Below are 19,583 nucleotides of genomic sequence, written 5' to 3'. Positions count from 1 at the left end.
TTTTTATTGAAAATATTATGATAAATAGTGAAACCGGAATTTTTATTATGGCCTGCTTACAGGGTGGTAGCTCATAAAATACTGTATTCTTTCTTCTTTATCAGGAGAACTGTTTTGTAGCAAATCATTTTTAATATCATAAGAAATATTTCCCAGCTGATCAGCCTGAACAGTTTCAATACTTACCAGTTCTCCGGTGATTGTTCCGCCGATATATTGAGGATTATCATGATATTTCCAGGTTACCAGTTTCATAACTGCACCTGCTTCCGGTGTCTGGCTTTCCTTTGATAAAGATTCCAATGCTTTTTCATTTCCGTATAAAGCGGACATGGTTTCTTTTCTGGGATTTAAAGAATTGGAAATGAATTTGAGATGACCCGGGTCAAAAACAGTCCTCACGAGTCCATTTTCTTTATCATTATTTTCTTTGCTGCAGGCGGTAAGGGAAACAAGGCTTACCAATAAAATCAGGATTGTATTTTTCATTTTTTCTGTAAATTTTGGATTAATCTTTGAGTATTTACTTTCATAGGAACATCAAACAGATAACCTGTTTTTTCTGCAAGTTGTCTGTGACAGGCGATGCATGATTCTTTGGCGAAAGATGCTGTCTTTCCGGTTGGGTGAAGATCATCTCCTGAGAATTTTGCAAATCCCCAGCCTTCAGTATCTTTATATTGTTTGGAATCTTTTACCATAAATTGTGCATTGATAAATTTTCCGGGTCTGATTTCTCCGTCAGGCAACACCTGTTGTTTCCATACAGATTTTACCACAATGCTTCCGTCTGGCCACGGGTGAAAGTTCTCTGTTTCCACAGCTTTTACAGCGATGTCATTTCCATAGATCACACGGATGGAATTGTCAAAAAGAGTACTCATACTGATGACTTTCCAGTTTTTGAAATCAGGCGTGTACTGAACTCCATTGGGAGAAACCGGAAATTTTGTTGATGCAGAAATGGGTAAAATGGATGAGGCCTGAGGTATTTCAATCTTTTTTTGAGTTGTTGGATTTACTGAGGATAATGAAAGCGTATATTTTCTAATGACTTCAATATCTTTTTGATTAATTTTCGCTGAAGGATGCAGAAGAGTATATTCATGAAGAGGCATTTTTCCACTTTGCATCATATTGAGAATAGCGTACATTTTTCCCTGTTGCTCGGCTGGAGAGTATTTTTCCCATTCTGAAAAATTCAGAACTTCTCTGGCTCTTTTGATATCTTTATTGACTGCCCAGGAAACTGGAGCAATTTTATCATACCAGCTTAGATTCTGCTGGTTGGAATGACAGTTGAAACACGAGTTTTCAAGAATGCTGATCACTTCCCTTGGTGCTTCGATTTTTTTTGTAACCGGTTTTCCTTCTAAAGGCTGACTGAATAACTGCAGCCCTCCGAAAACTCCTAGTATGGCCAGAAAGAAGATGGCAATGGGATTTCTTTTTTTCTTTACGGTCTCCATAATGTGTATTGTTTTTATTTTCTCGTTCAAAAGTAGGTTGGTAGTACATGCTGTGAAACGGAAAACAGGCCGAGTTGGACAAATCAAAAGGTGAATCCGGAATTTTTTAGCCTGAAAATACACATGAAAAATCCCGGTAATTGCGCTGCCGGGATTTGATGAAATCTATCTTTTATAAAGTAATGCCGCCATCTATCACAATTTCAGTACCTGTGATAAATCCCGAAAGCTGATCATCTGATAAATAAGTAACCAGCCTGGCGACTTCTTCAGCGGTTCCCATTTTCTTCATTGGAATCTGATCTATGAGATGATTTTGAATATTCTTCAATGCCTCTTCATCCAGGCCGGCTTTACTCATAATTTCAGTTTTTATAGGACCAGGGCTTATCATATTCACTCTGATTTTTCTAGGTGCCAGCTCTGCTGCTGCTGTTTTCGCAATAGAGTTCAATGCGGCTTTGCTTGCCTGATAAGCCGAACTGTTGGGTTTATAGGTGGAAGCGACAATGGAAGATAAAAAGATCACTGAAGCTCCGTCATTCAATAAAGGAATGAATTTGCTTAATGTGAAATAAGCACCTCTAAAATTAATATTCATTACCTGATCAAAATTTTCTACATCCATATTTTCAATAGGCGTCAGGGTTCCTGTAATGCCTGCATTGATAAACAGAATATCTACCTTGCCGTACTGTTTCTCTACTTCTTTCTTCAGCAGATCAATATCATCAAGATTAGCCTGATCTGCGATGAACGGAACAGCACCGAGTTCCTGAGCCGCCTTTTCTACAGCTTCTTTTCGTCTTCCGGTGATGATCACTTTTGCTCCTTCTGAAATAAGTTCTTTTGCTGCAGCGAATCCGATTCCGCTGTTTCCTCCTGTTACAATAGCCAGTTTATGGGTTAATTTTTTCATTGTAAAATTTTTTGACAAAGTTATTTTAAAATGGTATACTTTTGTAACCAGTATCACAGAGTATACCAGTATAATGAATGATACCGCTTAATTTTGCAGCTATGGAAAGAGATCAGACAGAAGAACTTAGAGCCTTACAGGATACCCTTTATTTTATCGGGGGAAAATGGCGAATTCCGGTGATCAATTCACTTTGTAATGGTAACAGACGTTTCAGGGAAATTGAACGCAGTATTCCCGGAATTACCACCAGAATGCTTTCAAAAGAACTGAAAGATATGGAACTGAACAAACTTGTAAAACGCACCGTTTATCCGGAAACTCCTGTTTTAATAGAATATGAGCCTACAGAATATTGCCGAACCTTTGGAAACATTATTCAGGAAATGATCAACTGGGGAAGAGAGCATAGGAGAGTGATTGTGGAAGATAGGTAGCAGATAGAAGGTTTTAGGCTGCAGGGGTTAAGAATTGGAGATGTGATGACCTTGAGTAGTAAATATGTGCTCAACATTCCCCTCCCTTGGAGGGGTGTCAAAAATTCAAAGAATTTTTGACGGGGTGGTTTCACAAAAAAAGCCCCTTAAAAAAGGAGCTTTTAATTTATATCAAAAACGAAAAATTAAATTCCGTCAATAATTTCATTTAAAACTGTGCTAGGTCTCATTGCTGCATATGTTTTATATGTATCAGTTTTGTAATAACCTTCAATGTTTTGAGGTTTACCCTGAGCACCAATTAATTCAGCATTGATTACTTCTTCGTTTTCCTGCATTGCCTGAGCAATAGGAGCAAACTTAGCAGCCAATTCAGCATCAGCAGTCTGGTTAGCTAACGCTTCAGCCCAATACATTGCTAAATAGAAGTGAGAACCTCTGTTGTCAATCTGACCTACTTTTCTTGCAGGAGATTTGTCTGTAGCTAAGAATTTAGCATTTGCTTCATCTAATGCATCAGCTAAAACCTGAGATTTTGTATTCCCCTGAGTCTGTGCCAAGTGCTCTAAAGAAGCCTGAAGTGCTAAGAATTCACCTAGAGAATCCCATCTTAAATATCCTTCTTCTAAGAACTGCTCAACGTGTTTTGGAGCAGAACCTCCGGCACCTGTTTCGAATAAACCACCACCATTCATCAATGGAACGATAGAAAGCATTTTTGCAGAAGTACCAAGCTCAAGGATTGGGAAAAGGTCTGTTAAATAATCTCTCAATACGTTTCCTGAAACAGAGATTGTATCTTTACCTTCTCTTGCTCTCTTCAGCGTTTCAGTCATAGCATCTTTTACATCAAGGATTCTGATATCAAGACCTGTTGTATCATGATCAGCAAGATATTTCTCTACTTTTTTGATGATTTCTCTGTCGTGAGCTCTTCCTTTGTCTAACCAGAAGATAGCAGGAGTATCAGATAATCTTGATCTGTTTACCGCTAATTTTACCCAGTCCTGGATAGGAGCATCTTTAGTCTGACACATTCTGAAGATATCGTCTTTTTCTACTTTCTGAGAAAGAAGAACGTTTCCTGCTTCATCCTGAACTTCTACAGTTCCGTCAGCTGCTAATTGGAAAGTTTTATCGTGAGAACCATATTCTTCAGCTTTCTGAGCCATTAATCCAACGTTTGGAACAGATCCCATTGTTGTAGGGTCTAGTTTTCCGTGAGCTTTCATATCATCGATTACAGACTGATAGAACCCAGCGTAAGAACGGTCTGGAATGATACAAACTGTATCTTCCTCGTTTCCGTCTTTGTTCCACATTTTACCTCCACCTCTTACAAGAGCAGCCATAGATGCGTCAACGATGATATCAGAAGGTACATGGAAGTTAGTAATTCCTTTGTCAGAATTTACCATTGCCACTCTGGGTCCGTTTGCTAAAGCAGTTTCTATATCAGCTTTGATGTCAGCTTCCTGAGCATTTCCTTTGATTTTATCGAAAAGATCAGCAAGACCGTTATTTGGATTGATGTCTAAAGACTTGAAAGTCTCAGCATATTTAGTAAATACTTCTTTGAAGAAAGTCTCAACGATAGCCCCAAAAATGATTGGATCAGAGATTTTCATCATTGTTGCTTTAAGGTGGGCAGAAAGAAGTACGTTTCTTTTCTTAGCTTCCTCGATAGCTTCCTTAACAAATGCTTTTAATGCATTTAAGTTCATTACAGAAGAATCAATTACTTCACCAGCCTGAAGACCCGCGAAGTCTTTTAATACAGATTCAGAACCATCATTTCCTTTGAATACGATTCTGTATTTTGCAGCATTTTCTAATGTTGTAGAATTTTCTGTACCGTAGAAATCACCATTGTTCATATGAGCTACGTCAGTTTTGCTGTCAGATGCCCAGTCACCCATTCTGTGAGGGTTTGCTTTTGCATAGTTTTTAACAGCCTTTGGAGCACGTCTGTCAGAGTTTCCTTCTCTTAACACAGGGTTTACAGCACTTCCTAATACTTTAGCATATTTAGCTTTGATGGCTTTTTCTTCGTCATTTTTAGGCTCTGCAGGATAGTTGGGAACCGCGAAACCTTTACCTTGTAGTTCAGCAATAGCTGCATCCAATTGAGGCACAGAAGCAGAAATGTTAGGTAACTTAATGATATTAGCGTCAGGTTGAGTCGCCAATTCTCCTAGTTGAGCCAGAGCATCACTGATTTTTTGGTCGTCTTTTAAAAACTCAGGGAAGTTTGCTAGAATTCTTCCTGCCAAAGAAATATCCGGAACTGCGATTTCGATATCTGCTGATTTTGTGAAAGCTTTTACAATGGGTAAAAACGAGTGAGTAGCCAGCATTGGAGCTTCATCAGTAAGTGTGTAATAGATTTTTGATTTTTCTGACATTATACTGTTATTTTTTATTTGAAATTTTAAGTCCCACAAATTTAGTAAATATCATTGTTTTATTTGGGATATTTCCATAAAAAAAAAGGCTTTTACCTCTTTATATTTCATATTGGTTTATATCGGTATAATTGAATAAGCTGCAGATATGTTAACATTTATTTTTTTAATAATTCTACAATTTTTATATATTGGATCTTTTATTACATAGATATTGGTTTTTCAGTACTGTAGCTAAAGGATTTTGTCTGAAAAAAACTGATTATCAAACGAAATACTTTTATTTTCACTTTAAGATTAATTTAACCATAATAAGACTGGGAAAATTTTCTTTTTTGATTAAATTTGGAAAACTAAAAAAATAAATATTATGTCAACGACAATCACTTTAAAAGGAAACGAAGTACACACAATAGGAACATTACCATCTGTAGGAACCACTGTAAAAGACTTTGCTTTGGTAGACTCAGGTTTAGCGGTAAAAACGCTGGAAACTTTTGCAGGAAAGAAAAAAGTATTCAATATTTTCCCAAGCATTGATACCCCTACTTGTGCTGCTTCTTCCAGAAAATTTAATGAAGAGGCTTCAAAACTTGATAATACGGTTATCATCAATGTTTCAAAAGACCTTCCATTCGCATTAGGAAGATTCTGTGCAGCTGAAGGTTTGAATAACGTAGAAACACTTTCAGATTTCAGAAGCAGCTTCGGAGATGATTATGAAGTGACTATCGCGGACTCTCCTTTGAAAGGATTATTGAGCCGTGCCGTGATCGTTACAGACGAAAACAACAAAGTAGTATATACTGAGCAGGTTCCTGAAATTGCTGATGAGCCTAATTACGATGCCGCTCTTGCTGCATTGAACAAATAATAGAAATAATTTTTGTAAAAAAGCCTTGTGAATCATTTTGCAAGGCTTTTTTTGAAAATAAAACCTAATCAAATCACACCAAATGATGTCAAATAATTATAAGAAATATGGGGAACTCTTTCAGGTAGACTCAGAGCACTTTGAAGAATTCTATGCACTGCTTCATGATACAAAGCTTTTAAAGTCTGATTTTTTTCTGAAACAGGGAGAAAAATGCAAGTATCTGGGCTTTATCAAAAAAGGAACCATCAGATCTTTCTATATCAATGATCAGGGACGCGAAATCAATTTCGGATTCTATTTTGAAAATGAATTTTTTACCGACTATGAAAGCATCCTTTGTGATACCGTATCCAATATGAACATCCAGGCGCTGGAAAACTGTGAAATTTTACTGTTGAGTAAAGAAGATCTGCAGAATTTATATAAAAAAGAAGCATATTGGCAGCAATTTGGGAGAGTGATGAGTGAAAAGATTTATCTCGATGCCAAAAAACGGATTGATGATCTGCTGTGTTTTTCCCCTGAAAACAGATATCTTAATCTTGTCAAAAAACAACCTGCGCTCTTTCAGAAAATAGCCCAGAAACACATTGCCAGCTACCTTGGTGTAACAGAACAGTCACTCAGCCGTATCAGAAGCCGTATCGTTAATTAACTTAAGTTAACGTCCACAGATATTTTAAGCCGTAGCTTTATCATCATCAAATTTTAACACAATAATTATGGAACAAAAAGATTTAACCATTATTTTGGTACACGGAGCATGGGGAGACGGTTCACACTGGCAATACGTTATTCCTTCACTGACAAAAGCGGGCTATAAAGTAAGAAGTGTTCAGAATCCATTAACATCTCTGCAGGACGATATTAATAAGACTAAAGATCTTATTGATGCCCAGGAAGGCAAGGTGCTTTTAGTAGGACATTCCTATGGGGGTGCTGTTATTTCAGGAGCGGGACACCATGATAAAGTAGCCGGACTGGTTTATATTGCTGCTTTTGCACCGGATGCAGGAGACAGTCTGGGATCTCTGTTAGGAAGACGGGAATCTCCGGGGGGAGCAAGTATTTATCCTGATAACAAAGGTTTTTTGTGGATTAAATATGATGAATTTAAATCTGCTTTCTGTCAGGATTTGGATGATGAAAAAGCACTGGTAATGTCATTATCGCAAAAACCTATTCACGGTCAGTGTTTCGGTGATGTAGCAGGTGAACCGGCATGGAAAACGCGTCCAAGTTGGTATCAAATCTCACTGCAGGACCGTATGATCCCTGCAGAAACAGAAAAAGAAATGGCAGAACGTCTTGAACCAAAGAAAATAATCTCTTTGGATGCAGGACATGCTTCCTTGGCATCACATCCTGAAGAAGTTATTCAGCTGATTTTAGAAGCTGCTTCGTCAATATAATACAATATACAGTACAATAATTTATCAAGCCTTGTGAAATTTTACGTAATTTCACAAGGCTTTTTTAATGAAAAACTAGTGCAAAATGGTAAAAAGAATCATAGCAAATATTAAAACGAATGATCTTTCCAGAGCCAATCAGTTTTATCAGGATATTCTGGAACTGGACGTTTTGATGGATCATGGCTGGATCAAAACATTGGGTAATGATGAAGAAGCTAAAATTCAAATAAGCTTTGCAGAACAGGGAGGAAATGATACCGAAGTTCCCGATCTTTCCATTGAAGTGGATAATGTAGATGAAGTCTATAACAAAATGAAAAATGCCGGTTTTGAAATTGCTTATGAGCTAACCAATGAAGATTGGGGAGTCCGCAGGTTTTTTGTTAAAGATCCATTTCAGAAACTGATCAATATACTGTCTCACCAATAAAAATTTATAATGAAAGCAGATAGAATTATTCCCATATTAAGAATCTTCGATTATCAGAAAACAAAAGAATTTTACATAGACTGGCTGGGATTTGATATCGTCTGGGAACATTATTTTGATGAAAATACTCCCGTTTATATGGAAGTGAAAAGAGAAAATATCATTTTCCATTTAAGCGAACACCACGGAGATGGAACACCCGGAACAAGAGTTGCCGTCTGGGGTGAAGGCGTTCCGCAATATCATAAAGAACTCATCGACAAAAAATACAAATATAACCGTCCCGGACTTGAAAAAACGTTTTACGGAGCTGTATCTTTTACCGTAATTGATCCTTTTGGGAATAAAATTACCTTTGAAGAAGAATATAATGAAGAAAAACATAAAGATCTGAAGCTTTATTCTCACGATTGATTCTGCACGAACAGCATAAAAAATAGTCATTATTACACTATGTTTTCCAATATACATCAGGAGTTTGAAGCCCCGGAAGAATTAAAGGATACCATTAAGTGCTTCTGGTATAACAGAAGAGATTATGGAGAAAACGTGTCCGAATTTTCAGTACTTCCGGATGGTTATGCCGAAATCATCTTTCATTTTGGGAGTAGATGCAGTATTTCTCATCAGGGAATTCTACAGGCTTTGCCTTCTCCTTTTATCATGGGGCTGCTCAATCAGCCTGCTCTCTTTCATGCTCAGAATCAGCTGGAAATTATCGGGATAAGATGTTTTCCATGGGCTGTTTTTGACTTATTGGGGCTTTCTTCAGAAAAAACTGAAAACGGAGTCCATATATTCGAACATCCTGTTGCACAACTTCACACTGTATTGAATGATCTCATTACACAAGGGAAAATAAAGGATGCTATTGCTCAGGTAGAACAATATTTTCTGAAATTACACAGTCACATCACAGCGGACAGTCTCCTTTCTAAAGCGGGAGCTGCCATGAGGAAAAATAATGGAACGATTCCTGTGAATCGGGTAGCGGATTTAGCCCATACAACCGTCAGGACATTGGAAAGAAAGTTTAAACAATCTTCCGGTCATACCGTAAAAGATGTATCTGGTATTATGCGTTTTGAGCAGATAAGAAACCATCTGTGGCATGCTCCCGATACTTCTATCGCTGAACTTGCTCAGGAATTTGGATATACAGACCAATCTCATTTAAGCAGAGATTTTAAACGGTATAGCGGTACAACACCAGCTGTTTTCGCACGGGAAGCCAGAAAAAGAAAACAAGTCTTAAGCAATGATTTTGTCGCATTTGTACAAGCATGATACTACTACATTCCTGAATTTTGTACCATAATAAATACATTACAAATTATGGTATTGAATCATAAAAAAGTCGCCGTTATTGGCGCAGGACCTGTAGGTTTAACCATGGCCGTTTTATTACAGCAAAAAGATGTTGAAGTAAATGTTTACGAAAGAGATGTGAATGCACAGACAAGAGTCTGGGGCGGTACATTGGATCTTCATAAAGAATCAGGACAGAAATCTATGAAAAAGGCTGGATTGCTGAATAAGTATTACGAGATGGCACTGCCTATGGGAATCAAAATCGCTGATGAACATTGCAATATACTTTTTACGAAAGAAATCACACCTGAAAATCAATATGACAATCCTGAAATCAACAGAAATCATTTGAGAGAAATGCTGCTTGGCAGTCTGGCAGATGATACCGTAATCTGGGATATGAATTTTACAGGAATGGAAGAAAAAGACGGCAAATGGATTCTTCATTTTAAAGACAAGCCTGATGTGATCGCAGATCTCGTTATTGGTGCCAACGGAGGTATGTCCAGAGTAAGAAAATACGTTACAGACGCTGAAGTGGAAGAAACGGGAACGTTTATTATTCAGGGAGATATTCCACAGCCTGAAAAAACATGTCCCGAATTTTTCAAATGGTGTGAAGGAAAAAGACCAATGGCAGCTTTTGAAGGCAATTTATTGGTAGCCAATCCATTTAATAACGATTCCTTGAGTTATGGAGTTATATTCAAAAAGCCCGAGGAATGGAAAGATGGCTGTACTTTGGATTTTAAAAATACAGAACAGGTTCGCCAGTTTCTTGCCAAAAGATTTTCCTCATGGAATGAACTGTATCAGCAGTTATTCCTTTCAACCTCATTTTTTGTGGGGCTGCCAACAAAAAGAATTCCATTAGACAAGCCTTGGAAAAATAACCGCTCATTGCCTGTAACACTTATTGGCGATGCTGCTCATCTTATGCCTCCTTTTGCCGGCCAAGGAGTGAATACCGGGCTGTTGGATGCTTTAATTTTATCAGAAAATCTAACGGAAGGAAAATACCAAACAATATCCGAAGCCATTAATGCTTACGAAAAAGAGATGTTTATCTATGCCAAAGAAGCTCAGCTTGAATCCAGCAAAAATGAACTGGAAATGCGTGATGTCAACTTCTCTTTCACAAGTCTTATCCAATAATTAATGATTCGGATCATTAAAAATTAAGCGGAATAAAACTTACCTTTACACTTTAATCATAGAATGAAACGTTCAGGCACAGCAGATTTACCCCTTCACTATGGCAAAGTACCGCCATGGCTGTATGAACGTATGTCTGTGCTGGGACTTTCCATAATTGAAGTCATTCTGATGGATTATGGTAAAGATGAGGTACTGCGCCGGCTGGCAGATCCGTTCTGGTTTCAGAGTTTTGGGGCGGTAATGGGAATGGACTGGCATTCTTCAGGTATCACTACTTCCGTTATGGGAGCTTTAAAACGTTCTATCAATCCTAATTCTCAATCTCTGGGACTTTATATCTGTGGAGGAAAAGGAAAATTTTCACGGGAAACTCCATCAGAATTAATCAGGATTGCAGATAAAACCGGATTGAACGGAACAGATCTGGTAAGAGCCAGCAAACTTTCTGCAAAAGTAGATAATACTGCTATTCAGGATGGTTATCAGTTGTATCTGCACAATTTCATTCTTTCAGATAGTGGAAACTGGAGTGTTATTCAGCAGGGAATGCATGAATCCGACGGTACAGCAAGAAGGTATCACTGGCATTCTGAAAACATCACCTCATTTGTAGAAAAACCTCACACAGGAATCAATGGGGTTTCAAGAGGAAGAATTCTTAACCTTACCGATACTGAAGCTTCAGAAAACAGAAAGGGAATTTTAGATATTTCCCATACCGATTCAGCAGAAGTGATGAAAGATTTTGCAAGATTGATTCTTCCTGCTCATCATGACGTTCAGGCTTCTGATGTTGATCTGAAGCGTCTGGGAGCACTTCTGTATGTTACCAGAGAACAGCAGCCTCAGAATTTTGAAGATTTGCTGATGCTGGAAGGAGTAGGACCAAGAACCATGCAGTCATTGGCTTTGGTAAGTGAAGTGATTCACGGAGCACCGTCAAGATTTGCTGATCCGGCAAGGTTTTCCTTTGCTCATGGAGGTAAAGATGGACATCCTTTCCCTGTTCCTATCAATACCTATGACGAAAGTATCAGCATTCTCAGAAAAGGAATTGAAAAGTCCAAACTGGGAAATTCTGATAAGCTGAACTCTTTAAATAAGCTTCACCAGATCGTAACAGAAGCAGAAAAAGACTTCACTCCGGATTTTGATATCCAGAAGGTAATTGAAGAAGAAAGACAAAATTCCTGGCGCTTTGGCGGAAAAACAGTTTTTGGAGATGCCGAGAAGCCAAGTTCGCAGAAATCGATACAGCTTTCTCTGTTCTAAGCTTACTATTTTTTTAAGATTCGACAGTTCTATTAATGTCAGATAAATGTTTTATTATACCCATCCTTTGGAAGGGTTTCAAAAATCCAAAGAATTTTTAACGAGGGGGTAAGAGATAGTGTATTTTAAATAGCTGTTTAAAAATTATTGGTTTTAGAAGTAGCTTTTATTTCAGTGTAATAGATGCTTTTTTATAAAAATATTAAAATCTTTGTTTAATGTTTTTTGTTCTTAATTCAATTAAAAATTTTACTTTTAAAGACTTAAAAAATTGACACCAATGACCAATAAAGCCTTAGAAACCTGCTATGATTTCCCTTTCTTTTTCCCTGAAGAACTTGCTGAAATATTTCAGGCTCATGAAAAAACATCTTTCCAGAAAGGTGATTTCATTCTTGAAGAAGGAAAAACGGCTAATGAATATTATATTCTTGAAAGCGGATTGGCGCGTTCCTATGTTAATGATTTCAACGGAAATGAAGTAACCACTCATTTTTTCGTAGAGAATGAAGTGATTATTGAGGTTTTGTCAATGTTTCAACGGGTTCCGTCTCAGGAAAATATTGTTTGTATTACAGATTGTGAATGCTGGAGACTGGATTATGACACTTTCCAGGAATTGTTCCATAAAATCCCAAATCTCAGGGAATGGGGAAGATCATGGATGTCTCAGGAGCTTTTTGCCTACAAACAACGCTCCGTAGAAATGTTCACTCTTTCAGCAACCAGAAGATACCTTAATCTGCTGGAACAGAAATCTAAAGTCATACAATTTGCACCATTGAAGCAGATTGCTTCCTATCTGGGAGTTACAGACACTTCTTTAAGCCGTATTCGCAAAGAAATAGTTTCCCATCCTAAGAAAAATTAAATCTTGCCTTATGACAAGTTGATTTTCATTGCACCTTGGTAATTTTGGATTACAATTTAACACTAAAATTACAAAAATGAAAGTCAATCAAATTTATGTGAACCTTCCTGTAAAAGATGTACAGAAAACAAAAGAATTCTGGACCAAGGTAGGTTTTTCGATTAATGAACAATTCTCTGATGATAAAGCAACCTGCGTTGTTTTGAATGATACCATCTATGCTATGTTTCTGCAGGAAGATTATTTTATGACCTTCACCAATAAACCTGTTGCCAAAGAAAATACAAGCCAGGTTCTTGTAGCAGTAGGTTTGAACAGCCGTGAAGAAGTAGATAAAATAGTGAATACCGCTGTAGAAAACGGAGCGTGGCAACATGAAGAACCTCAGGATTACGGATGGATGTATCAGAATTCTTTCTGGGATCTGGACGGGCACGGCTGGAATATTACTTTTGCTGATATGTCTCAAATGCCGACAGAATAATTTAAATCCAAATAAAAATTAAATCTTGTCCTATGACAAGCACATTCTTACCATATCCTGGTAATTTTGGATGACAATCACCACTAAAATTTACAAAATGAATATTAATGATATTTACGTCAATTTACCAGTAAAAGACGTACAAAAAACCAGAGAATTCTGGACAGAGCTTGGCTTTTCTATCAATGAACAGTTTTCAAACGATAAGGCAATATGTGTTGTCATGAAGGAAAATCATATTTATACGATGTTTCTTAAAGAAGAGTTCTTCCAAACCTTTACCAACAGACCTTTTGCCAAAGGAGATACTACACAGGTACTTCTTGCCATTGGGGTAAACAGCCGCGAAGCAGTAGATCATATGGTAAAAACAGCCATCGGAAACGGAGGTTCAAAATATGGTGAGCCTGTAGATTACGGATGGATGTATCAAAGCAGTTTTGCAGATATCAATGGCCATCAGTGGGAAGTAATGCATGGAGATGCCTCTCAGATGCCTGCAGAATAATATATTATCATTTACTTATTAAATACATATCCAATGGAAGCAATATCAAATGATATAGAATTAATAAAGAATCAGGTAGTGAGCAACTATCAGGTGATTTCTTTGAATACTGAGGGCATTACCCATGAAGAATCTATGATTTTTCCTAATGGTGAAGCTAATTGCATGAACTGGATTCTGGGACATTTAATCTATATCAGAAATCCCCTTCTGAATATTTTAGGTGAAGAATCTGTTTGGGACAGTGAAAAGTTTTCTTGCTACAACAGAGGGGAAATTCCTTTGGACCGTAAAGATGAATTGGTCAGCTTTGAAGATTTAAAATCTTATCTGAAACAATCTCAGGACAGGCTGGAAGCTAAACTTGGAGCTCTTGACAGCTTTAAACCTGAAATGGTTAATGATATTTCAACCCTAAGCCTTCATGAGATTTACCACAGCGGGCAACTGGGTTATCTCCGCAGAATTCTAGGAAAACCAGGCGCCATAAAATGATAGAAGTTTTCAACCCAATTTTGTAGTAATCTGCAAAAACTGAGTGCACCATCTCTAATATAAAAGTTGAGATTCCTTGCCTTGCTCAGAATGACAACGCCGTTTAAATATTGGCATTATCTTTAGATGAGTACAATTTTATCGAAGATAAAAATCCCCGCACCTTAAAAAACGTATAGTTTGTAGAAAACTTAGCGCCTTTGCGTTTCTTCAACATTTTAACCTCTAATTTCTAACTTCTAATCTCTAACTAAAAATGGACACACCAAAATCAAAAAAAATGGAACTCGTTATTCCGGCTTACAGAATGCATTCCCAAAGCTTTATGAATGTATTAGATGGCATTTCGGAAGAAGACGCGTTGAAAAGAATTGAAAATAAAACCAATCATATTGTATGGATGGCAGGAAACTTTGTCAATATGCGCTATGGTCTGGGCTGGGTACTTGGAATACAGGAAGAAGACCCTTACAGCGATTTGTTTTTCCAGGGAAAAGCACTGGATGAAAGCTTTAAATATCCAACTTTGGCCGAATTGAAAGAAAACTTCCATGCCATTTCAGCTAAAGTATTTCAAAAGCTTCATGAAGTAACTGATGAAGAACTGGATGAAATATTTGAAATAGGAATGAATATTCCCTTCATTAAAGAAACAAAACTCAATTTTGTCGGAATGTGTATTGGACGTGAAGACTATCTCTGTGGACAGATAGGCTTGATGCGCAGAATTCTGAACTATCCTGGAATGAAATATGACGTGGACGAAAATCTTAAATATTAATAATGAATCCAGTAGAAAAAGGCTATAAAAAAGTCAACGGCATCCAATTGTATTACGAGATCTATGGATCTGGAAAACCACTGGTTTTAATCCATGGAGGAGGCTCTTCCATTTTATATGATTTTAAAGAAGTTATCACAAGGCTGGAAGATAAGTTTCAGCTCATAGGAATAGACCTGCAAAATCATGGACGAAGTGAACACCGCGATATTCCTGAAACCTTTGAACAGGATGCAGACGATGTAGCCGGAGTACTGGCAGAGCTTAACATTGCAAAAGCTTCCTTTTGGGGATTTAGTAATGGAGGAAGTACTGTAATGCAGATTGGCCACCGTCACCCCGGAATCGTGGAGAAACTGGTTGTTGCCTCAGCTTTTTATAAAAGAAGCGGAATGATAGACGGTTTTTTTGAAGGAATGCAGGAAGCCACTTTTGAATCAATGCCGGAACCTTTCAAAATTAATTTTTTAAATCTCAATCCAGATTTTTCAAAACTGGAAAACCTTTTTGAGAAAGATTGCACAAGGATGCAGACTTTTGAAGACTGGGATGATGAGGTGCTGGCTTCTATCAAATCACCTACATTATTCATCAGTGGAGATCAGGATGTCATGAAACCAGAGCATGCTGCAGCAATGTGGCGCCTGGTGAAAGGCTCCAGATTAATGATACTTCCTGCCACTCATGGTGTCTATATGATGCCTGACTTTGACGGAAGTATTGATGTAAACTTAATAGACTTTACCGTCAGTGAAGTAGAGAAATTTATAAACCATTAAGTGTTTTATTCATATTAAATTAATTAATTCTTAATGGATCACCAGTAGAACCTATATCTTATAATAATAACTTTAAAATTAAAAATCATGGCTAAATTAAATCCGTATCTGAATTTTGATGGAACAGCTGAAGAAGCGTTCAATTTTTACAAAACTGTTTTCGGTGGTGAATTCGTTGGAGGAATCCACAAAATGGGAAATGCTCCCGGTACAGAAAACCTTTCAGAAGAAGAAAAAAATAGGGTAATGCACATTGCTTTGCCTATTGGGGGTGACCTTTTAATGGCATCAGATATCGTACCCGGTTTTGGGCAGACTCTTACTGTAGGAAACAATAATTATGTTTCTATTTTCCCGGATTCCAGAAATGAAGCTGACAGAATCTTTAAAGAGCTTTCTGATGGCGGAAATGTAGAAATGCCGATTGAAGATCAGTTTTGGGGAGACTATTTCGGATGCTTTCAGGATAAATATGGTGTTCATTGGATGGTGAACTATAATGATGAATACGCAAAATAATACTATATTTAACTAATGATAAAAGAGATGGGCTGTCTCAAAAGTGTCATTTTGAACACAAACTGAAATCTGCGAAAGCACTTCTGAAATGTAGTAAAGAATCTTATGTGTTTGGAAATCAATAAGATTATTCCTTCGTCAGAAATCGAAGATTCGATGTAGTCAATGACAATAATCCAATTATTTGACTTTTGAGACGGCTCAGCTCTTTATTTAAACTTTTAAAAAATTTAGAACTATGGATCCAATTAAAATAGACATTACAATTTTAGCACCCGTTGAAAAAGTCTGGAATTATTTCAATGAGCCAAAACACATTACAAAATGGAATTTTGCCCACGAAACCTGGCAGTGCCCTAGTTCTGAAAATAACCTGACGGTAGGAGGCAAATTCAAAAACAGAATGGAAGCTAAAGACAAAAGTTTCGGATTTGATTTTGAAGGAGTATATGATGAAATTATTCCTCATGAAGTTATCAAATATCATATGGAGGACGGACGGAAAGTAGAAGTTGTTTTCGATAAAATAGATGAGAACACAACGAAAGTTATTGAAATTTTCGATCCGGAAAAACAAAATTCTGTGGAAATGCAGCGAGATGGCTGGTATGCTATTCTTAATAATTTCCACAAGTATGTTGAGAATCATTAACACTATTTTTTGTAGCCATGATCAATTTAGTCATCATGTCCAAGAGTTTAAATTCCATTTATGCTTTTAATTATGACCCTAAAGAAGAATTTCTTCATGGGGTTATTGCAATACCTGCAAGAAGAGCCTTAGAAAAAGAAAAAATAAATTCTTTGGAAAAACTTTCAGATTATTCCGAGAAAGAAATTATGCAGCTGCATGGTTTCGGGAAAAATACGATGGTAAAACTGAAGAATTATATGAAAGAAAACCAGGTATGTTTTAAAGAAGTATGAAAGTATAACCAGACATTTCTACAGTGTCATTGCAGATAAAGTGAAGCAGCCTCCTTTAAATGCAAAGACATAAGATTTCTTTTGCTGTAAAATTAATCAGCAGATGAATACAATATCCCTAAGAAAAAGTCAAAAATATATAAATCAATCCACTTAAAAATAAAATTATGAATAACGATATTTTCCCATGTCTCTGGTATGACGGAGACGCCAAGCAGTCTGCCGAATTTTATTGTAAAGTTTTTGGCGGTGAGATTACGGCAGATACGCCTGTGGTGATGAATATTGATTTGTTTGGACAAAGATTGATGCTTCTGAACGGTGGTCCGCAATTCAAAAAAAATCCTTCTATATCTTTCATGGTAATTTGTGAAACAGAAGATGAGGTTCAAAAATACTGGGATAAGCTGCTGGATGGTGGGATGGCTTTGATGGAACTGGGATCTTACTCATGGAGTAAAAAATATGGTTGGGTGCAGGATCAATATGGTGTAACATGGCAGTTGTTTCTGGGCGAAAAAGCAAATGAACAAAAGATAATACCTACTTTGATGTTTATCCATCAGAACAACGGAAAAGCAAAAGAGGCAATGGAACTTTATACCAAAACGTTTCCCAACTCAAGCATAGGAAGCATATTGACCTATGGCGCAGGAAGTGAAGGCCATGATATCCCGGAACCGGCGGAAAATGTTCAGCATGCTCAATTTACAATAGACAATTACAGTTTATTCTGCATGGATAATTCTTACGATCACCAGTTTGATTTCAATGAAGGAATATCATTGGTGGTGATGACGGATGACCAGCTGCAGACCGATAATTACTGGAACACGCTGACAGCAGACGGCGGCAGAGAAAGTATGTGTGGCTGGCTGAAAGATAAATATGGATTGAGCTGGCAGATAGTGCCTAAAAGATTAATTCAGTTAATGAACGATTCCAATCAGGAAAAAGCCTATAATGTAGTTCAGGCGATGATGAAAATGCAGAAAATTATCATTCAGGATTTGGAGGATGCTTATCATTCTTAATCTGTTTCGGCGTATTGTTTGATGTTATTTAGAGAAAAGATTTGCATATGAAGACACAGAACAAATCAGAATCTAAATCAAAAGTCCCTAAAGAAGGGCTGTTTCCGGAAATTATCCGCAACGATTATCAGGGAAGTCAGAAGCTGAAGGGTAAAAAAGCAGTTATTTCTGGAGGAGACAGCGGCATAGGACAGGCTGTAGCCGTTCATTTTGCCAGAGAAGGAGCAGATGTTGCTATTATCTACAAAGAAAGTGATGATGATGCCAAAGAAACCCAAAAACTGATTGAAAAAGAAGGGCAGAAATGCATACTTATTAAAGGTGATCTTACCCGGAAAGCATTCAGAACCAAATGCGCAGACAATATTAAAAAAGAGTGGAAGAAACTTGATATTCTTGTTAATAATGCAGGAATTCATACCTCTAAAAACAGTCTGGAAAAAATCTCTGATGAGCAGATTCAGGAAACATTTGATACCAATATCATTTCTATGATTTCTTTCACCAGAAATTTTCTTCCGATGATTGGAAAAGGAGGAAGAATTATCTGCACAACCTCTGTCACAGCGTACCGCGGAAGCGATCATTTACTTGATTATGCGGCTACAAAAGGAGCCGTGTTGTCTTTTATCCGTTCACTGGCGGATAATCTGGCCGAAAAAGGAATTCTGGTGAATGGAATTGCACCTGGACCTATTTGGACTCCGCTTGTGAAAGAAGCTTTTGATGACCTTTCCAAGTTTGGAAAAGATACTCCGCTGAAGCGTGCGGGGCAGCCATCGGAAGTGGCTCCTGCTTATGTTTTTCTTGCTTCTAAAGATGCAAGTTATATCACAGGAGAAATCATTCACATTAATGGAGGTGATTTCGTCGGAGGATAGAATGAGAAGTTAGGAGTTAGAAGTTAGAAGTTAGAAGTTAGAATTGCAGTTCAATACACTTTTACTCTAATACTTTCAAACCCTCAAACTCCACCCAATCACCTGCAACCTATTATCTACAACCAAATACCTAAAATAAAATGGAACGATTATCATATGAAATAGAAATCAATGCCGAGCCGGAAAAAGTATGGAGTGTCCTTTGGGGAGATATTACATACAGGCAATGGACAACAGCATTTACAGACGGTTCTTTCTATGAAGGAACGCTCGAAGAGAACAATATTATTAAATTTCTCGATCCCAAAAACAACGGGATGTACAGCAGAGTAGAAAAAGTTATTCCCAATGAAGAAATAAAATTTTTGCACCTGGGAGAAATTTATGAAGGTATTGAAGTGCCTCAGGACTGGGGAGAAGCAACGGAAGCTTATTTTCTTGAAGAAAATGAAGAAGGAACGCTTCTGAAAACAGAAATTCAGACCCCTGCGGAATTTAAAGATTTTTTTGAAGAGAAATTTCCAAAAGCGATGACAATCGTTAAGCATCTTTCAGAAAATCAGCTTTAAATATTTCAGTTTGCTCGAAATGACCACTCTAAAAAATAAAAA

25 protein-coding genes are annotated in these 19,583 nt (G+C 37.3%); 21 read left to right on the top strand and 4 right to left on the bottom strand.

Annotated elements, in window-relative coordinates; translation table 11 throughout:
- Positions 1-45: 45 nt before the first annotated feature.
- The 3 genes from KIK00_RS06775 to KIK00_RS06765 form a co-directional block, all read right to left on the bottom strand.
- Positions 46-489 (bottom strand): cytochrome P460 family protein, encoded by a 444-nt coding sequence (locus KIK00_RS06775; RefSeq protein ID WP_255815791.1) that lies wholly within the window; start codon positions 487-489, stop codon positions 46-48.
- The gene (locus tag KIK00_RS06770) at positions 486-1,469 is read right to left on the bottom strand and encodes a heme-binding domain-containing protein (RefSeq protein ID WP_255815790.1); all 984 of its coding nucleotides are present in this window, start codon (positions 1,467-1,469) and stop codon (positions 486-488) included. The genes KIK00_RS06775 and KIK00_RS06770 overlap by 4 nt, the downstream gene beginning before the upstream one ends.
- A 172-nt stretch (positions 1,470-1,641) precedes the next feature.
- Positions 1,642-2,388: an SDR family oxidoreductase gene (locus tag KIK00_RS06765; RefSeq protein WP_255815789.1), complete on the bottom strand. Its 747-nt coding sequence runs from the start codon at positions 2,386-2,388 to the stop codon at positions 1,642-1,644.
- Positions 2,389-2,489: 101 nt separating this feature from the next.
- On the opposite strand from KIK00_RS06765, the gene KIK00_RS06760 reads away from it, so the two are divergent.
- Entirely contained in the window at positions 2,490-2,825 is a 336-nt protein-coding gene (locus KIK00_RS06760; protein WP_105700908.1) for a helix-turn-helix domain-containing protein, read from the top strand.
- 185 nt (positions 2,826-3,010) lie between these two features.
- On the opposite strand, the gene KIK00_RS06755 is transcribed toward KIK00_RS06760, so the two are convergent.
- Entirely contained in the window at positions 3,011-5,230 is a 2,220-nt protein-coding gene (locus KIK00_RS06755; RefSeq protein ID WP_255815788.1) for an NADP-dependent isocitrate dehydrogenase, read from the bottom strand.
- A 370-nt stretch (positions 5,231-5,600) separates the two neighbouring features.
- Here KIK00_RS06755 and tpx point away from each other — a divergent pair, with 370 nt between their 5' ends.
- The 20 genes from tpx to KIK00_RS06655 all read left to right on the top strand — a co-directional run bounded on the left by tpx (position 5,601) and on the right by KIK00_RS06655 (position 19,541).
- Entirely contained in the window at positions 5,601-6,104 is a 504-nt protein-coding gene (tpx, locus tag KIK00_RS06750) for a thiol peroxidase (RefSeq protein WP_255815787.1), read from the top strand.
- A gap of 82 nt (positions 6,105-6,186) precedes the next feature.
- Complete coding sequence (locus tag KIK00_RS06745; protein ID WP_255815786.1) at positions 6,187-6,762, top strand: Crp/Fnr family transcriptional regulator; 576 nt, start codon at positions 6,187-6,189, stop codon at positions 6,760-6,762.
- A 67-nt stretch (positions 6,763-6,829) separates the two neighbouring features.
- A complete protein-coding gene (locus KIK00_RS06740; protein ID WP_255815785.1) occupies positions 6,830-7,519 on the top strand; it encodes an alpha/beta hydrolase in 690 nt (229 codons plus the stop codon).
- Between the two features lie 85 nt (positions 7,520-7,604).
- Positions 7,605-7,952: a VOC family protein gene (locus KIK00_RS06735; protein WP_255815784.1), complete on the top strand. Its 348-nt coding sequence runs from the start codon at positions 7,605-7,607 to the stop codon at positions 7,950-7,952.
- Positions 7,953-7,961: 9 nt separating this feature from the next.
- A complete protein-coding gene (locus KIK00_RS06730) occupies positions 7,962-8,366 on the top strand; it encodes a glyoxalase superfamily protein (RefSeq protein ID WP_255815783.1) in 405 nt (134 codons plus the stop codon).
- Between the two features lie 39 nt (positions 8,367-8,405).
- A complete protein-coding gene (locus KIK00_RS06725; RefSeq protein ID WP_255815782.1) occupies positions 8,406-9,239 on the top strand; it encodes an AraC family transcriptional regulator in 834 nt (277 codons plus the stop codon).
- Between the two features lie 48 nt (positions 9,240-9,287).
- Positions 9,288-10,418: an NAD(P)/FAD-dependent oxidoreductase gene (locus KIK00_RS06720; protein WP_255815781.1), complete on the top strand. Its 1,131-nt coding sequence runs from the start codon at positions 9,288-9,290 to the stop codon at positions 10,416-10,418.
- 63 nt (positions 10,419-10,481) lie between these two features.
- A complete protein-coding gene (locus tag KIK00_RS06715) occupies positions 10,482-11,693 on the top strand; it encodes a DUF763 domain-containing protein (protein WP_255815780.1) in 1,212 nt (403 codons plus the stop codon).
- Between the two features lie 280 nt (positions 11,694-11,973).
- Complete coding sequence (locus KIK00_RS06710; RefSeq protein WP_202838587.1) at positions 11,974-12,564, top strand: Crp/Fnr family transcriptional regulator; 591 nt, start codon at positions 11,974-11,976, stop codon at positions 12,562-12,564.
- 76 nt (positions 12,565-12,640) lie between these two features.
- Positions 12,641-13,048, top strand: a complete 408-nt coding sequence (locus tag KIK00_RS06705) for a VOC family protein (RefSeq protein ID WP_255815779.1) — start codon at positions 12,641-12,643, stop codon at positions 13,046-13,048.
- A 97-nt stretch (positions 13,049-13,145) separates the two neighbouring features.
- Positions 13,146-13,556, top strand: a complete 411-nt coding sequence (locus tag KIK00_RS06700; RefSeq protein WP_255815777.1) for a VOC family protein — start codon at positions 13,146-13,148, stop codon at positions 13,554-13,556.
- 33 nt (positions 13,557-13,589) lie between these two features.
- Entirely contained in the window at positions 13,590-14,051 is a 462-nt protein-coding gene (locus tag KIK00_RS06695; RefSeq protein WP_255815776.1) for a hypothetical protein, read from the top strand.
- Between the two features lie 256 nt (positions 14,052-14,307).
- The gene (locus KIK00_RS06690) at positions 14,308-14,832 is read left to right on the top strand and encodes a DinB family protein (protein WP_255815775.1); all 525 of its coding nucleotides are present in this window, start codon (positions 14,308-14,310) and stop codon (positions 14,830-14,832) included.
- Positions 14,833-14,834: 2 nt separating this feature from the next.
- A complete protein-coding gene (locus KIK00_RS06685) occupies positions 14,835-15,611 on the top strand; it encodes an alpha/beta fold hydrolase (RefSeq protein WP_255815774.1) in 777 nt (258 codons plus the stop codon).
- An 87-nt stretch (positions 15,612-15,698) separates the two neighbouring features.
- A complete protein-coding gene (locus tag KIK00_RS06680; RefSeq protein ID WP_047377588.1) occupies positions 15,699-16,130 on the top strand; it encodes a VOC family protein in 432 nt (143 codons plus the stop codon).
- A 238-nt stretch (positions 16,131-16,368) separates the two neighbouring features.
- Positions 16,369-16,782: an SRPBCC family protein gene (locus KIK00_RS06675; protein ID WP_047377587.1), complete on the top strand. Its 414-nt coding sequence runs from the start codon at positions 16,369-16,371 to the stop codon at positions 16,780-16,782.
- A gap of 35 nt (positions 16,783-16,817) precedes the next feature.
- Positions 16,818-17,057: a hypothetical protein gene (locus KIK00_RS06670; RefSeq protein ID WP_223601634.1), complete on the top strand. Its 240-nt coding sequence runs from the start codon at positions 16,818-16,820 to the stop codon at positions 17,055-17,057.
- A gap of 167 nt (positions 17,058-17,224) precedes the next feature.
- Positions 17,225-18,091: a VOC family protein gene (locus KIK00_RS06665; RefSeq protein WP_255815773.1), complete on the top strand. Its 867-nt coding sequence runs from the start codon at positions 17,225-17,227 to the stop codon at positions 18,089-18,091.
- A gap of 47 nt (positions 18,092-18,138) precedes the next feature.
- On the top strand, positions 18,139-18,972 hold the full coding sequence (locus KIK00_RS06660; protein ID WP_255815772.1) for an SDR family oxidoreductase: 834 nt from the start codon (positions 18,139-18,141) through the stop codon (positions 18,970-18,972).
- A 140-nt stretch (positions 18,973-19,112) separates the two neighbouring features.
- Positions 19,113-19,541, top strand: a complete 429-nt coding sequence (locus KIK00_RS06655) for an SRPBCC domain-containing protein (RefSeq protein WP_255815771.1) — start codon at positions 19,113-19,115, stop codon at positions 19,539-19,541.
- Positions 19,542-19,583: the final 42 nt, after the last annotated feature.

Origin of the sequence: Chryseobacterium sp. MA9 (assembly GCF_024399315.1) — a bacterium.
Lineage (GTDB): Bacteria > Bacteroidota > Bacteroidia > Flavobacteriales > Weeksellaceae > Chryseobacterium.
The sequence above is the reverse complement of the archived record's forward strand: the minus strand, read 5'-3'. Positions and strand labels throughout refer to the sequence as shown.